Source organism: Microbispora sp. NPDC046933 (genome assembly GCF_040644635.1).
In the GTDB taxonomy this organism is placed as follows: domain Bacteria; phylum Actinomycetota; class Actinomycetes; order Streptosporangiales; family Streptosporangiaceae; genus Microbispora.
Window position 1 is genome coordinate 229,691 of the sequence record NZ_JBEYWW010000008.1, and the last position, 13,970, is coordinate 243,660.

The window sequence follows — 13,970 nt, forward strand, 5'->3', positions numbered from 1 at the left end:
GGGCGGTGGAGCGCCTGTGAGCGTGATCAACGCCGTCGGTCTCGGCGTGGCCGCGGCGCTGCTGGTCTTCATGGTCGCGGCCCTGCTGTTCCCGGAGCGCTTCTGATGGGCGCGGCAGCGGCAGGGGCCGTGCTCGTGCTGTCCGTCGTCGCGGTGCTCGCCGTCGTCTACCTGCTGCTGGGCGACTACCTGTACAAGGTCTACACCGGCACCCGCCACAGCGCGGCCGAGCGTCTCGTCTACCGCGTGATCGGTGTGCGGCCGGACGCCGAGCAGCCCTGGGCGGTCTACGCACGCGCCCTGCTGGCCTTCTCCGCGGTCTCCGTGCTCGTCGTGTACGGCCTGCAGCGCCTGCAGGACAGGCTGGTCCTCGGCCTCGGGCGGCCTCCGGTCCCCGCCCACGTCGCCTGGAACACGGCCGTCAGCTTCGTGACGAACACGAACTGGCAGGCGTACCCGGGTGAGACCGTCATGGGCCACCTGGTGCAGATGGCCGCACTCGCGGTGCAGAACTTCGTGTCGGCGGCGGTCGGCATGGCCGTGGCGGTCGCGCTGGTGCGGGGCTTCGCCCGCAGGCAGGCCGACACGATCGGCAACTTCTGGGTGGACCTCGTGCGCGGCACGTTCCGGGTGCTGCTGCCGATCGCGTTCGTCGCCGCGCTGGTCCTGGTCGCCGGGGGCGTGGTGCAGAACCTCGCGTCGCCGCACGAGGTGACCACGCTGACCGGCGGCACCCAGGCGATCACCGGGGGCCCGGTGGCGAGCCAGGAGGCCATCAAGGAGCTCGGCACCAACGGCGGCGGTTTCTACAACGCCAACTCCGCCCATCCCTTGGAGAATCCGGCCGGGTGGACGAACTGGCTGCAGATCGTCCTGCTCCTGGCGATCCCGGTCGCGCTGCCGCGCACCTTCGGCCGCATGGTCGGCCAGGTGCGTCAGGGCCACGCGATCCTCGCCGTCATGACGGTGATCGCTCTGGTGAGCGTGCTGCTGACGAACGTCTTCGAGGTCGCCGGCGGCGCCACGGTCCCCCGGGCCGCCGGGGCAGCGCTGGAGGGCAAGGAGGTCCGCTTCGGCGTGCCGGGCTCCGCGACGTTCGCCGCCGCCACCACGCTGACGTCGACCGGCGCCACGGACTCCGCCCACGACTCCTTCACGCCCCTGGGCGGCATGATGACGATGCTGAACATGATGCTCGGCGAGGTCGCGCCGGGCGGCGCCGGTTCCGGCCTGTACGGCATCCTCGTGCTGGCGGTGATCACGGTCTTCGTGGCCGGGCTGATGGTGGGCCGTACGCCCGAATACCTGGGCAAGAAGATCGGCTCGCGTGAGATCAAGCTGGCCTCGCTCTACTTCCTGGTCACCCCGGCGCTCGTGCTCGCCGGCACGGCCGCGGCGATGGGCAACCGGGCGGGTCTCGCGGCCATGCTGAACGGCGGCCCGCACGGGCTGTCGGAGATCCTCTACGCGTTCACCAGCGCGGCCAACAACAACGGCTCGGCCTTCGGCGGGATCTCGGCGGGCACGCCCTGGTGGTGCGTCGCGCTCGGCCTGTGCATGGCCTTCGGCCGGTTCCTGCCGATCGTCTTCATCCTCGCCCTGGCCGGGTCGCTGGCCCGGCAGGCGCCGGTGCCGGTCTCCGCAGGGACGCTGCCCACCCACCGCCTCCAGTTCGTCGGGATGGTGGCCGGAGTCACGGTCGTCCTCGTCGCCCTCACGTTCCTGCCGGCCCTCGCGCTCGCGCCGCTCGCGGAAGGACTCTCCTAGCCATGTCGACGTCATCACGGCGCGCGGGCCGAAAAAACGGCGGCAGGATCGGCGGCGGTCTGCTCGATCCCCGGCAGCTCGTGCGGTCACTGCCCGACGCGCTGCGCAAGCTGAACCCGGCGACGCTGTGGCGTAACCCGGTGATGTTCATCGTCGAGGTCGGCGCGTTCCTCACCACGGGGCTGGCCATCGCGAATCCCTCGGTCTTCGCCTGGGCGATCGTCGTGTGGCTGTGGCTGACCGTGCTGTTCGCCACCCTGGCCGAGGCGGTGGCCGAGGGGCGGGGCAAGGCCCAGGCCGCCACGTTGCGGGCGGCCAAGCGCGACACCATGGCCCGGCGGCTGGCGGACCCGCACGACCCCGCCCGGTGGGACGTCGTCGGCGCCCAGGAACTGAGACAGGGCGACCATGTCGTCGTCGAGGCCGGGGAGATCATCCCGGGCGACGGCGACGTGGTCGAGGGCATCGCCAGCGTGGACGAGTCGGCCATCACCGGGGAGTCCGCGCCGGTGATCCGCGAGTCGGGCGGCGACCGGTCGGCCGTCACGGGCGGCACGAAGGTGCTGTCGGACCGGATCATCGTACGGATCACCCAAAAGCCCGGAGAGAGCTTCATCGACCGGATGATCGCCCTGGTCGAGGGCGCCGACCGGCAGAAGACCCCCAACGAGATCGCCCTCAACATCCTGCTGGCCGCACTCACGATCATCTTCCTGATCGCCACCGTCACCATGCAGCCGCTGGCGATCTACTCCAAGGCGAACAACCCCGGCGTGCCGGACACGACCGCGCTCGGCGCCGACGGGGTCAGCGGCGTGGTGCTGGTGTCGCTGCTGGTCTGCCTGATCCCGACCACGATCGGGGCGTTGCTGTCGGCCATCGGCATCGCGGGCATGGACCGCCTGGTCCAGCGCAATGTGCTGGCCATGAGCGGGCGGGCGGTGGAGGCCGCCGGTGACGTCACCACCCTGCTGCTGGACAAGACCGGCACGATCACCCTGGGCAACCGGCAGGCGTCGCAGTTCGTCCCTGCCGAGGGCGTCGCCGAGCTCGACCTGGCCACCGCCGCGCAGCTGGCCAGCCTGGCCGATGAGACCCCCGAGGGGCGTTCGATCGTCGTGCACGCCAAACACGCCTACGACCTGCGCGAACGGCGGCCGGGCGAGCTGGCCCACGCCGAATGGATCCCCTTCACCGCCCAGACCCGCATGTCCGGGGTGAACGTCGACGGCCGCCAGGTCCGCAAGGGCGCGGCGACCTCGGTGATGAAGTGGGTGCGCGACAACGGCGGCCACCCCACCGCCGGTGTCGGGCACCTGGTCGACGGGATCTCCGCCTCCGGCGGCACCCCCCTGGTCGTGGGCGAGGTGAGCAGCGGCACGGCCCGCGTGCTGGGGGTGATCCATCTCAAGGACGTGGTCAAGCAGGGCATGCGGGAGCGGTTCGACGAGATGCGCCGGATGGGCATCCGCACCGTGATGATCACCGGGGACAACCCGATGACCGCCAGGGCCATCGCCCGCGAGGCCGGGGTGGACGACTTCCTGGCCGAGGCCACCCCCGAAGACAAACTCGCCCTGATCCGCAAGGAGCAGGAGGGTGGGCGGCTGGTCGCGATGACCGGCGACGGCACCAACGACGCCCCGGCGCTGGCGCAGGCCGACGTCGGGGTCGCGATGAACACCGGCACCTCGGCCGCCAAGGAGGCCGGGAACATGGTCGACCTCGACTCCAACCCGACCAAGCTCATCGAGATCGTCGAGATCGGCAAGCAGTTGCTGATCACCCGCGGGGCGCTGACCACCTTCTCCGTCGCCAACGACATCGCCAAGTATTTCGCGATCATCCCGGCCATGTTCGCGGCGCTCTACCCCGGCCTCGACGCGCTGAACGTGATGCGGTTGCACAGCCCGCAGTCGGCCATCCTGTCCGCGGTGATCTTCAACGCCCTGGTCATCGTGGCACTGATCCCGCTGGCCCTGCGCGGCGTCCGCTACCGCCCCTCCAGCGCACCCAAACTGCTCAGCCGCAACCTGTCCGTCTACGGCCTCGGCGGGATCGTCGTCCCGTTCCTCGGCATCAAGCTCATCGACCTGTTCGTCCAATTCCTTCCGGGGATGTCCTGATGGCTGGAAACGTGATGGAACGCCTGCCGAACACGCTCCGCCGGCACCTCGCGGCGGTCCGGGCCGTCGCCGTGCTCACGGTGATCCTGGGCGGGCTGTATCCCCTGCTGGTGACCGGCATCGCCCAGGTCCTCCTCCCTCACCGGGCCGGCGGCTCGATTGTGCGCGAGGACGGCAGGGAGGTGGGCAGCGCCCTCGTCGGGCAGCTCTTCACCGACCGGAACGGCCGCCCGGTGCGCGGGTACTTCCAGAGCCGCCCCTCCGCGGGCGGCTACGACCCGCTGGCCTCGGGCGCGAGCAACCTCGGCCCGCAGGACGTCGTCGACCGGCTGCCCGACCCCCGGGGGACGGACCAGGCCGCGCGGAAGGGCAGGATCTCCCTGCTCACCCAGGTGTGCGCGCGCTCCAAGGCGGTCGGCGAACTGGAGGGCGTCAGCGGGGCCAGGCCCTACTGCACGGCGGACGGGGCCGGTGCGGTGCTCAAGGTCTTCCCCGCCGTCGGCAGGCCCACCAGGGTGGTCAGCGTCAACCAGGCGTGCCCGGCCGCGCCGTTCGTCGCCACGTACCAGGGCGTCAAGGTCGAGTGCGGCAGACCTGGCGAGGACTACTCGATGGGGCGTACGGTGCCGGTGCGCGGAAACGCCCACGCAGTCGTCCCGCCGGACGCCGTGACGGCGAGCGGCAGCGGGCTCGACCCGCACATCTCCGTCGCGTACGCCGAGCTGCAGGCCCCCCGGGTGGCCAGGGAACGGGGACTGGACGTGCGCGGGGTGCGGACACTGATCAGGGAGCACACGACCGGCCGGGCCCTCGGCTTCCTGGGCGAGCCCGGCGTGAACGTGCTGGAGCTCAATCTGGCCCTCGACAGGGAGAGGTGACGGGCCATGCCACGCGGGCGACTGCGGATCTACCTCGGCGCGGCACCCGGGGTCGGCAAGACGTACGCGATGCTCTGCGAGGGGCACCGTCGCAGGGAACGCGGCACGGACGTCGTGGTCGGCCTGGTGGAGACCCACGGCCGCGTACGCACCGCGCGACTGCTGGAGGGACTGGAGATCGTCCCCCGCAGGACCCTCACGTACCGGGGGGCGACCTTCACCGAGCTGGACGTCGACGCGGTCGTCGCCCGGCGACCGCGGGTCGCCCTGGTGGACGAGCTGGCGCACACCAACGTGCCCGGCTCGCGCAACGCCAAGCGCTGGCAGGACATCGACGAGATCCTCGACGCCGGGATCGACGTGATCTCCACGGTGAACATCCAGCACCTGGAGTCGGTCAACGACGTCGTCCAGCACATCACCGGCATCCCGCAGCGCGAGACCGTGCCCGACGAGGTCGTACGGCGGGCCGACCAGGTCGAGCTGGTCGACATGACCCCGGAGGCGCTGCGGCGGCGGCTCGCGCACGGCAACGTGTACATGCCGGAGAAGGTGGACGCCGCGCTCGCCAACTACTTCCGCGTCGGCAACCTCACCGCGCTGCGCGAGCTGGCCCTGCTGTGGCTCGCCGACGAGGTGGACGAGCAGCTCGACCGCTACCGCGCCGAGCACGGCATCGCCGACACGTGGGAGGCGCGCGAGCGGGTCGTCGTCGCGCTGACCGGAGGCCCGGAGGGCGACACCCTCGTCCGGCGGGCCGCCCGCATCGCCGCCCGCACCAAGGGCGCGGACCTGCTGGCCGTCCACGTCACCCGGGCCGACGGCCTGGCCGGCGGCGACCCGGCGCTGCTGGCGCGCCAGCGCGCCCTCGTGGAGAGCATGGGCGGCACCTATCACCAGGTGGTGGGCGACGACGTGCCGCGGGCGCTGCTGGAGTTCGCCCGCGGGGTCAACGCCACCCAGCTCGTGCTGGGCGCCTCCCGGCGCGGCCGGGTCGCCCAGATCTTCAGCAGGGGGGTGGGCGTCGAGACGATCGCCAGGTCAGGCTCGATCGACGTCCACATGATCACCCACGAGCACGTCAAGAAGGGACGGGAGCGCCCGCAGCGGTCGCGGGCGGCGCTCACCCGGCGGCGCAGGCTGGCGGGGTGGGCCGTCGCCCTCACCGGCCTGCCGCTGCTCACCGCCGCCCTGCTCCCCTTCCGGGGCACGCTGGCGCTGCCGAGCTTCATCCTGCTGTTCCTGACCACCGTCGTGGGCGTGGCGCTGATCGGCGGCATGTGGCCGGCGATCACGGCGGCGGTCGCCGGGTCCCTCCTGCTGAACTTCTTCTTCACCCCGCCCCTGCACACCCTGACGATCGCCAACCCGGAGAACCTCTTCGCGCTGGTCGTCTTCGTGTTCGTCGCGGCGGCGGTCAGCATGATCGTGGACGTGGCGGCCCGCCGCACGAGGGAGGCGGCCCGCGCCGGGGCGGACGCGGAGATCCTGTCCGCGCTGGCCGGGCACGTGCTGCGCGGCGAGGCCGCCGTGCCCTCCCTGCTCGCGCGTACGCGGGAGACGTTCGGCCTGGTCTCGGTCACCCTGCTGGAACGGCGCCCGGAGGCGGGGCAGGGGCCGGACGACCGCTCCGACCCCGCCTCCTGGCGGATCGTCGCCACCTCGGGTGGGGAGCCCTGTACCTGTCCGGGCGCCGCCGACACCGACGTGGACATCGACGACGACCTCGTGCTCACCGCGCACGGACGCCTGCTCGACGCCTCCGAGCGCCGCGTGATCGAGGCGTTCGCCGCGCAGGTGGCCGTCGCCCTGCGGCAGGAACGGCTGGAGGAGGAGGCCGAGCAGGCCAGGCCGCTCGCGGAGGCCGACAGGATGCGCACCGCGCTGCTCGCGGCGGTCAGCCACGACCTGCGCACCCCGCTGGCCGCCGCGAAGGCCGCCGTGGAGAGCCTGCGCGCCACCGACGTCGAGTGGTCCGCGCGGGACCGCGCCGAGCTGCTGGAGACCGCGGACGAGTCGCTGGCCAAGCTCGACCGCCTGGTGGCGAACCTGCTCGACATGAGCCGCCTGCAGGCCGGGGTGCTTGGCGTGGCCGCCCAGCCGGTCGCCGTCGAGGAGATCGTGCCCCGGGCGGTCGACGACCTGGGGCCGCTCGCCGGCGAGGTGAAGATCGACATCCCGCACGACCTCCCCGAGGTCGTCGCCGACCCGGCGCTGCTGGAGCGCGTGCTCGCCAACGTCGTCGCCAACGCCGTCCGCTACACCCCCGAGGGGGAGAGCGTGCTCGTCACCGCCAGCAGGTACGGCGACCGGGCCGAGATCCGGATAATCGACCGTGGGCCCGGTGTGCCGCGCGACGCGTACGACCGGATCTTCCTGCCCTTCCAGCGGCTGGGGGACCGGGACAACCACACCGGGGTCGGGCTGGGCCTGGCCCTGGCGCGCGGACTGACCGAGGCGATGGGAGGAGAGTTGACACCCGACGAGACGCCCGGGGGAGGGCTCACCATGATCCTGACCCTGCCCGTCGCCGTGCACGCCCACGACGTGATCGAAGGCCCGGCGGAGCTCGGCGGTTCTCCGGATCTCGGTGGTTCTCTGGATATGGGCGGTGCGGCGCCGTGAGCCGGATCCTCGTCGTCGACGACGAGCCGCAGATCCTGCGCGCGCTGCGCATCAATCTGGCGGCGCGCGGATACGAGGTCGCCGTCGCGGCGGACGGAGGCTCCGCGTTGCGCGAGGCGGCCGACCGGCGTCCCGACCTGATCGTGCTGGACCTCGGGCTGCCCGACATGGACGGAGTCGAGGTCATCCACGGCCTACGCGGCTGGAGCAGCGTCCCGATCATCGTGCTGTCGGGGCGCACCGGCAACCAGGACAAGATCGACGCGCTGGACGCCGGGGCGGACGACTACGTCACCAAGCCCTTCGGGGTGGACGAGCTGCTGGCCCGCGTCCGTGCGGTGACCCGCCGCACCGGCTCCCGCGAGAGCGAGCCCGCCCGCGTACGGATCGGGGAGCATGTGGTCGACCTGGCCGACAAGACCGTCTCCGGCGACGTACGGCTGACCCCGACCGAGTGGCACATCCTCGAACTCCTCGTCCGCAACCCCGGCAAGCTGATCAGCCAGCGGCAGCTGCTGAGCGAGGTGTGGGGCGCACAGTACGTCAAGGAGACGCACTACCTGCGGCAGTACATGGCCCAGCTCCGGCGCAAGCTGGAGAAGGAGCCCGCCCACCCCGTCCACCTGATCACCGAGCCGGGCATGGGCTACCGATTCACCCCCTGACGCCCGGCTCCACCCCCAGGTGGGACGTGCACCGACAGCATGTGGCGGCGCCCCCGCAGCCGCCCGGCGTCGGCTGTCCAGATGTCCGGGCGCACCGGCACGCATGCGCCCGGGGACGGCTGTCGCGGGCGCGGAACTGTCGGTCGGGTGCGGAAGAATCGCTTTCATCATGACCACCACCACCGCGCCGATCGAGGTGCCCACACGTCCCCTGCCGGTCGAGCTCGTCGACGGCCCGGGAGGCAGGCTTTACCTGCTCCCCTTCGCGCCGCTCACCGCGGACGACTGCGAGGCACTGTCCGTGCTCCTCGCCGCCCGGGCCGCCGCCGTACGACGGCGAAACGAATCCCAGTGATCATCCGCGCCGCCACCATCACACCCGATCCGGCCTGACCCGCCTCCGACCCCCGATCAGGGCTCGGGGCCGCCCTCAGGCGAGCGTGTACTCCGTGTCTCCGAAGTCGGCCACCACACGCAACCTGCCGCCCAACGCCTCCACATAGGACCGGAGGGTCGACACCTCGGCCCGGTCGATCTCTCCGTGCTCGATCGCGGACACCCGGGGAGCGGAGACACCCATCAGCGCGGCGACATCCCGCTGGGTCAAATCCTGCTCCTGCCGAATCTCCGCAAGCCGATGGGCGCGTACTTCCGCGGCCAACCGATCCATGTCGGCCCTCTTCTGCTCCTCGGACCGCACCGGCAGTCCCGCGGCCTCACGGCGCTCACGGACCCTGCGCTTGGTTTCCTCCCAGCCCACAGAGCTCATTCGTACTCCCTGATCTCCAGCTCGATGAGATGAGCCTCGTAGCGCTTCTGCGAGGCGCAGGTTAACGCAAGTGTTAACTCCGCAGGTCGGTAATGCCTCGTTGCGTTAGTCGATGAAGGGAGCTGTGGCGGGGATCACATTAGGCGCATGTCACGTACGGGTGGCCCGCTTCCATCTGCTGGTCGTCAACGGCGAAACGAGGAGGCGGAAGCGATGAGCGCACAGCACGAAGCCGGTGCGGCGACCACCCACCGTGTGGTGATCCTGGGAGCGGGGTACGCGGGCCTGTCCGCGGCGATCCAGCTCGCGTCAAGGGTCAAGCGGGGCGAGAACGTGCGGGTGACCCTGGTGAACGCGCAGGAGCGGTTCACCGAGCGGCTGCGGCTGCACATGTCGGCGACCGGTCAGCGGCTCGCCGAGCTGAACATCCCCGACCTGCTGGAGGGCACCGGTGCCCACTTCGAGCGCGGGTGGGTGACGGCGGTGGACGCCGACGCGAAGACCGTGCGGATCGACGACGAACGCGTCCTGTCCTACGACACGCTGGTGTACGCGTTGGGCGGCGTGGCCGACACGGCGGCGGTGCCGGGCGTCGAGGACTACGCGTACACCCTGAACAGCGCCCAGGACGCCGAGGTGCTGGCCGACCGGCTCTCGCGGCTCGGCAGCGGCACGGTGGTGGTCGTCGGCAGCGGGCTGACCGGCGTCGAGTCGGCCGCGGAGATCGCCGAGCGGCACCCGGAGCTGAACGTCGTGCTGCTGGGCCGCGATGAACCAGGCGCGGCCATGAACCCGAAGGCCAGGGCGTATCTGCGGTCCGCGCTCGACCGCCTGGGCGTGACGGTGCGCAGCGGAGTCGAGGTGGTGAAGGTGCTGCCCGACATGGTCGAGCTGGCCGGCGGGGAGAGTGTGGCGGCCGACGCGGTCCTGTGGACGAGCGGTACGCGGATGTCGCCGCTGGCGGCCGCCGCCGGGCTGACCGTCGACGAACGCGGCCGCGTCGTGACCGACGCCACGCTGCGGTCGGTGTCCCACCCCGAGGTGTACGCCGTGGGTGACGCGGCGGCGATCCGCCAGGGCTACGGTGTCATGCACGGCACCTGCCAGGGCGGCATGCCGACCGGTGTGCACGCCGCGGTGTCGATCGTCCGGGAGTTGAAGGGCAAGCGGCCCAAGCCGTTCCGCTTCGGCTACTACCACACGCCGGTCAGCCTGGGCCGGCACGACGCGGTCGTGCAGTTCACCCACCCCGACGACAGCCCCCGGCGGCTGTACCTGACCGGCCGCATGGCGGCCCGCTATAAGGAGACGGTGACTGCTTCACCCTGGCCCACGTGGGGCCGCATGAAGAAGATGCCCGCCTCGGGCGCGTTCTGGCCCCGCGGGGGCCGCTTCACGCGGGTGCGGGAGGCGTGATGATTCAGCCTCCCGACCTCGACCAGCAGGTGTTCGTTCAGCACCGGAACCTGCTGTTCTCGGTGGCCTACCGCATCCTCGGCACCGCGGCCGACGCCGAGGACGCGGTTCAGGACGCCTGGATCAACTGGTCGGCGGCCGACCGCTCGCAGGTGGCCGATCCGAAGGCGTACCTGACGCGGATCGTGTCGAACGTGGCGCTGGAACGGCTGCGGTCCACCCAGCGCAAGCGTGAGGCCTATGTGGGCCCGTGGCTTCCGGAACCCATCCTGACCAGCGGAGACACCGCTGAGGCCGTCGCGGACGCCGAGTCGGTGTCGATGGCGATGCTCGTGGTGCTGGAGACGCTGAGCCCGCTCGAGCGCGCGGTGTTCGTGCTGAAGGAGGTCTTCGGCTTCAGCCACGCCGAGATCGCGGAGGCGGTCGAGCGTTCCGAAGCCGCGGTGCGGCAGGCCGCGCACCGCGCTCGCGAGCATGTGCGGGCCCGGCGGCCGCGCTTCGCGACGGACCGGTCGCGGCAGCGTGAGGTCACCGAGCGGTTCTTCGCCGCCGCGACCGGCGGTGACGTGAACGCCCTGATGGAGTTGCTGTCCCCGGACGTCACCCTGTGGACCGACGGCGGCGGCAAGGTCCGCCAGGCCCTGCGCCCGGTCGTGGGCGCGGCGACCGTGGCCGCCTGGTTCGCGGCCATCGGCACCGTCAGCTACCAGGGCATCGAGCCCGCCGACATGATCGCCGAACTCGTCGAGATCAACGGCGGTCCCGGCATCGTCTTCAGCGGCCAGGGTCGTGTGATCGCCACCGTCACCTTCGATTTCGACACCGACGGCCGGATCACCACCATCCACAACGTCGCCAATCCGGACAAACTCCAGGCGGTCGCCGATGGCACCACCCGAAGCCTCGGGACGCGGTGAGCACCGGTCCCCGGCGGGCGCGGCGGTGACGGACGCCGCGCCCGTTCCTTTCTGAGCTAGAGGCGGGCGCCCACGTCGGCGCCGTTGCGGGGCCGAAGGAAGTCCGAGGGCGGGATGGAGCCGTCGGCTCGCCGGGGTCCGGTCAGCGTCGAGGGATCGGTGCTGACCAGGGCGGCGTCGTTCCAGGTGCCGCCGATGTCCCAGGAGTTGCCGCTGCCGGTGGCCGCGGAGCCGAGGACGGCGGCGGTGCCGTTGCCGACGGACAGGTTGCGAGTGAGGGTGGCCGCGGCATCGGAGGCGTCGAAGCCGGTCGTGCCGTTGCGCCAGGCCGTGCTGTGGTCGATCGAGATGGCGCCGGGGTTGGCGTTGTCGACGAAACCGCCCGCGGAGTTGCCGTAGGCGATGCTGTCACGCACCACGTGCGCCGCGGGCGGGTCGACATCGCCGCCCCCGCCCAGCTTGAAGCCGTTGCCGTCGCCCGTGTAGTCGGGCAGGTTCCAGCGGTTGTAGCCGTTGCCGTACGCGACGCTGTCCTCGATCGTGATCGGGGACAGGAACTCCCAGGCGTCGAAGCCGTCGTCGGAGTTGTTCCACAGGCGGGCGCCGCGCACGACGTTCCCGGTGCCGCTGCCCTCCTTGATGCCGAGGCCGTCGGCGCTCTCGCCGTTCTTGCGCGGGTCGCGGTTGCCGTAGCTGTCCAGGTTGAGGACGAGGTTGCCGCTCGACGCGCCCTGGATCTGCACACCGGTCTCGTAGTTGTCGTGGGTGGAGAGCCGCTCGAAGACGTTGTCGGCGCAGCCGTCGCAGTACAGCGCGTACGGGCCGTTGACGATCTCCAGGCCGACCAGGCGCCAGTGCGATGCCTCCATGTGGATCGCGCCGCGCTGGGCCCTGGGGATGCTGCCGCCGACCGGGGCGGGCGTGTTCGGAAGCGGCTCGCCGTCGACGACCACGCGCTCGGTCCCGTACGCGGTCATCGTGATCGGATTGTCCGCGGTGCCGCTCTTGAGGATCTGGATGTTCGTGGTCAGCGGGTAGGTGCCGCCGCGGATCGCGATGACGGTGCCCGGCTGCGCGAGGTCGACGGCCTTCTGGATCGTGGCCAGAGGCCGGTCGAGCGTGCCCGGGTTGGTGTCGGCGCCGTTCACCGCCACGACGATCGTCCCGGTCCCAGTGGTGGCGCTGGGGGACGGCGAGGGCGAAGGGGACGGGGACGGCGAGGGCGAAGGGGACGGGGACGGGGACGGGGACGGCGAAGGGGAGGAGGACGGCGAGGCCACGTCTCCGGCTTCGACGTCGTCGAAGGACGCGGTGGCGCCGAACGTCTGCAGGCCGATGCGGCCCTTGCCCGACTGGCTCGCCCCCGAGCCGATCGCGGCGCCGTTCACGTAGCCGCGCACGATGCCGCCGGACTCCTCGATCCTGAGCGTGTACCAGCTTCCGGGCACCACGGCGAGGGGAACCGAGGCGATCACGCTGACCGCGCCACTGCGGACGGCCTGCAGTTCGGCGCGGCCGCCGCCCGTCAGGACCAGGCGGTCGAACGTCGTGGACGAGGTCGAGCGGGCGGCCAGGCCGGCGAAGGCCGTGGCTCCGCTCAGCGTGATCGGCCGCACCCGGGCCTGTACGGCGTAGTCGGTCCAGCCCGTCGAGCCGGCGAAGACCCGGGCCAGGTCACTGGGCAGCTTGCTCTGGCGTAACGCGGCCGATCCGTCGGACACCACCGACCAGGTGCCGCCCGACTTGGACCAGCCGCTCGCGTCGCCGTCCTCGAAATCGTCCCCGAACAAGGTGGCGGCCCGCGCTCCCGGCGCGGTGGCGAGGGCCGTCAGCGCAGCCAGCAACGCGGCGGTGATCCAGGGCACGCGTGTTCGCGGTCTTGCCGTTGTCGATCGCATCGTTTCTCTCCCATGCGGCGGAACCTCGAGAGAGCCGGGCACACGTGCCGGCCCTCAGCAGTCGCCATGCACGTCAGGCAGAAGAGTCCCTGACCATTGACCTTCCAGCGCGCATGGAAAAGCGTGAAACCCACGGCTGGGCCACGCACTCGGAACGCTGACACAGCGGCGGCGAGGCTGTCAAGATCTCATGCGCGGCTCAGCACACGCAGCAGGTGGAGCAGGGGTCGGCGTCCGGCAGCGTGATCCACAGGCAGCACGTGCGGCGGCGGTATCCGTCGCCGTCGGGCATGAGCAGTCCGGCCACCGGCGGCCCGATCTCGTCCAGCAGCCGGGCCGCCTCGGCGTACGGCCCGAGCGTGAGCAGCGGGTGGGCGACCGCCTCCGCGGTGGAGCCCCACAGGGTGCGCTCGCCCACCTTGGTCACCGCACTGAGCGCTCTGACGAACGGATACTGGCTCTCCAGGAGCGCCTCCCTGATGGCCGCCGCGAGGTCGGGGACGACGACGGTGCCCTCGGTCCCGGCCAGCGGGTCGCCGGGGAGCACGGCCACGGTCACCCGCGACGCCGCCACCGTCACCCCGGCCGCGGAGGGCCTGACCAGCGTGTCGTCCAGGCGCATCAGCGGCACCCGGCGGCCGAGAGCCCAGCCCAGGGCCATCGGCAGCGTGTGCCAGTAGCCATAGGTCTTCCACAGCAGCGCCGCCGACACGTGACGCGGCGCGCTCCAGCGTTCGGCCGTCTCGTCCACCAGCGCGAGCAGACCCTCGTACGGCTCCCGCACGAGGTCGGCGGCGGGGGTCCAGCCGGGGGAGTCGTCGGCGATCAACCTGGGCAGGACCCCCAGCACGCCGCCCCGCTCCGCCGCGAGGCCTTCCAGATGGTCGGAAAGGGCGTCGAGCACCACTC

At 71.7% G+C, this 13,970-nt stretch carries 12 protein-coding genes; 9 read left to right on the forward strand and 3 right to left on the reverse strand.

Annotated features, from left to right (window positions below; translation table 11 throughout):
* Nucleotides 1-16 precede the first annotated feature (16 nt).
* The 7 genes from ABZ857_RS13695 (at nucleotide 17) to ABZ857_RS13725 (ending at nucleotide 8,416) form a co-directional block, all read left to right on the forward strand.
* Nucleotides 17-106, forward strand: coding sequence for a potassium-transporting ATPase subunit F (locus ABZ857_RS13695; RefSeq protein WP_051762707.1), 90 nt, complete (start codon nucleotides 17-19; stop codon nucleotides 104-106).
* Nucleotides 106-1,767, forward strand: a complete 1,662-nt coding sequence (gene kdpA / locus ABZ857_RS13700) for a potassium-transporting ATPase subunit KdpA (protein ID WP_357042441.1) — start codon at nucleotides 106-108, stop codon at nucleotides 1,765-1,767. Before ABZ857_RS13695 ends, kdpA begins: the two co-directional genes overlap by 1 nt.
* Nucleotides 1,768-1,769: 2 nt before the next feature.
* Nucleotides 1,770-3,893: a potassium-transporting ATPase subunit KdpB gene (kdpB, locus tag ABZ857_RS13705; RefSeq protein WP_357042444.1), complete on the forward strand. Its 2,124-nt coding sequence runs from the start codon at nucleotides 1,770-1,772 to the stop codon at nucleotides 3,891-3,893.
* Nucleotides 3,894-3,907: 14 nt separating this feature from the next.
* Complete coding sequence (locus tag ABZ857_RS13710; RefSeq protein ID WP_357042565.1) at nucleotides 3,908-4,771, forward strand: potassium-transporting ATPase subunit C; 864 nt, start codon at nucleotides 3,908-3,910, stop codon at nucleotides 4,769-4,771.
* A 6-nt stretch (nucleotides 4,772-4,777) separates the two neighbouring features.
* Nucleotides 4,778-7,396: a DUF4118 domain-containing protein gene (locus tag ABZ857_RS13715; RefSeq protein WP_357042447.1), complete on the forward strand. Its 2,619-nt coding sequence runs from the start codon at nucleotides 4,778-4,780 to the stop codon at nucleotides 7,394-7,396.
* Nucleotides 7,393-8,061, forward strand: a complete 669-nt coding sequence (locus tag ABZ857_RS13720; RefSeq protein WP_357042450.1) for a response regulator — start codon at nucleotides 7,393-7,395, stop codon at nucleotides 8,059-8,061. Before ABZ857_RS13715 ends, ABZ857_RS13720 begins: the two co-directional genes overlap by 4 nt.
* Before the next feature lie 169 nt (nucleotides 8,062-8,230).
* Nucleotides 8,231-8,416 carry a hypothetical protein gene (locus tag ABZ857_RS13725; RefSeq protein ID WP_357042453.1) on the forward strand — a complete coding sequence of 62 codons (186 nt, stop codon included), beginning with the start codon at nucleotides 8,231-8,233 and terminating at the stop codon, nucleotides 8,414-8,416.
* A 75-nt stretch (nucleotides 8,417-8,491) separates the two neighbouring features.
* Here the strand turns inward: ABZ857_RS13725 and ABZ857_RS13730 are convergent, their stop codons facing one another.
* Nucleotides 8,492-8,830, reverse strand: coding sequence for an XRE family transcriptional regulator (locus ABZ857_RS13730; protein WP_357042456.1), 339 nt, complete (start codon nucleotides 8,828-8,830; stop codon nucleotides 8,492-8,494).
* Between the two features lie 213 nt (nucleotides 8,831-9,043).
* Between ABZ857_RS13730 and ABZ857_RS13735 the strand changes: the two genes are divergently transcribed.
* Entirely contained in the window at nucleotides 9,044-10,246 is a 1,203-nt protein-coding gene (locus tag ABZ857_RS13735) for an FAD-dependent oxidoreductase (protein ID WP_357042459.1), read from the forward strand.
* Nucleotides 10,246-11,163, forward strand: coding sequence for an RNA polymerase sigma-70 factor (locus tag ABZ857_RS13740; protein ID WP_357042463.1), 918 nt, complete (start codon nucleotides 10,246-10,248; stop codon nucleotides 11,161-11,163). Before ABZ857_RS13735 ends, ABZ857_RS13740 begins: the two co-directional genes overlap by 1 nt.
* 56 nt (nucleotides 11,164-11,219) lie before the next feature.
* Here ABZ857_RS13740 and ABZ857_RS13745 read toward each other — a convergent pair whose 3' ends face one another.
* The gene (locus tag ABZ857_RS13745; RefSeq protein WP_357042466.1) at nucleotides 11,220-13,028 is read right to left on the reverse strand and encodes a right-handed parallel beta-helix repeat-containing protein; all 1,809 of its coding nucleotides are present in this window, start codon (nucleotides 13,026-13,028) and stop codon (nucleotides 11,220-11,222) included.
* A gap of 232 nt (nucleotides 13,029-13,260) precedes the next feature.
* On the reverse strand, nucleotides 13,261-13,965 hold the full coding sequence (locus ABZ857_RS13750) for a (2Fe-2S)-binding protein (RefSeq protein WP_357042469.1): 705 nt from the start codon (nucleotides 13,963-13,965) through the stop codon (nucleotides 13,261-13,263).
* Nucleotides 13,966-13,970 lie beyond the last annotated feature (5 nt).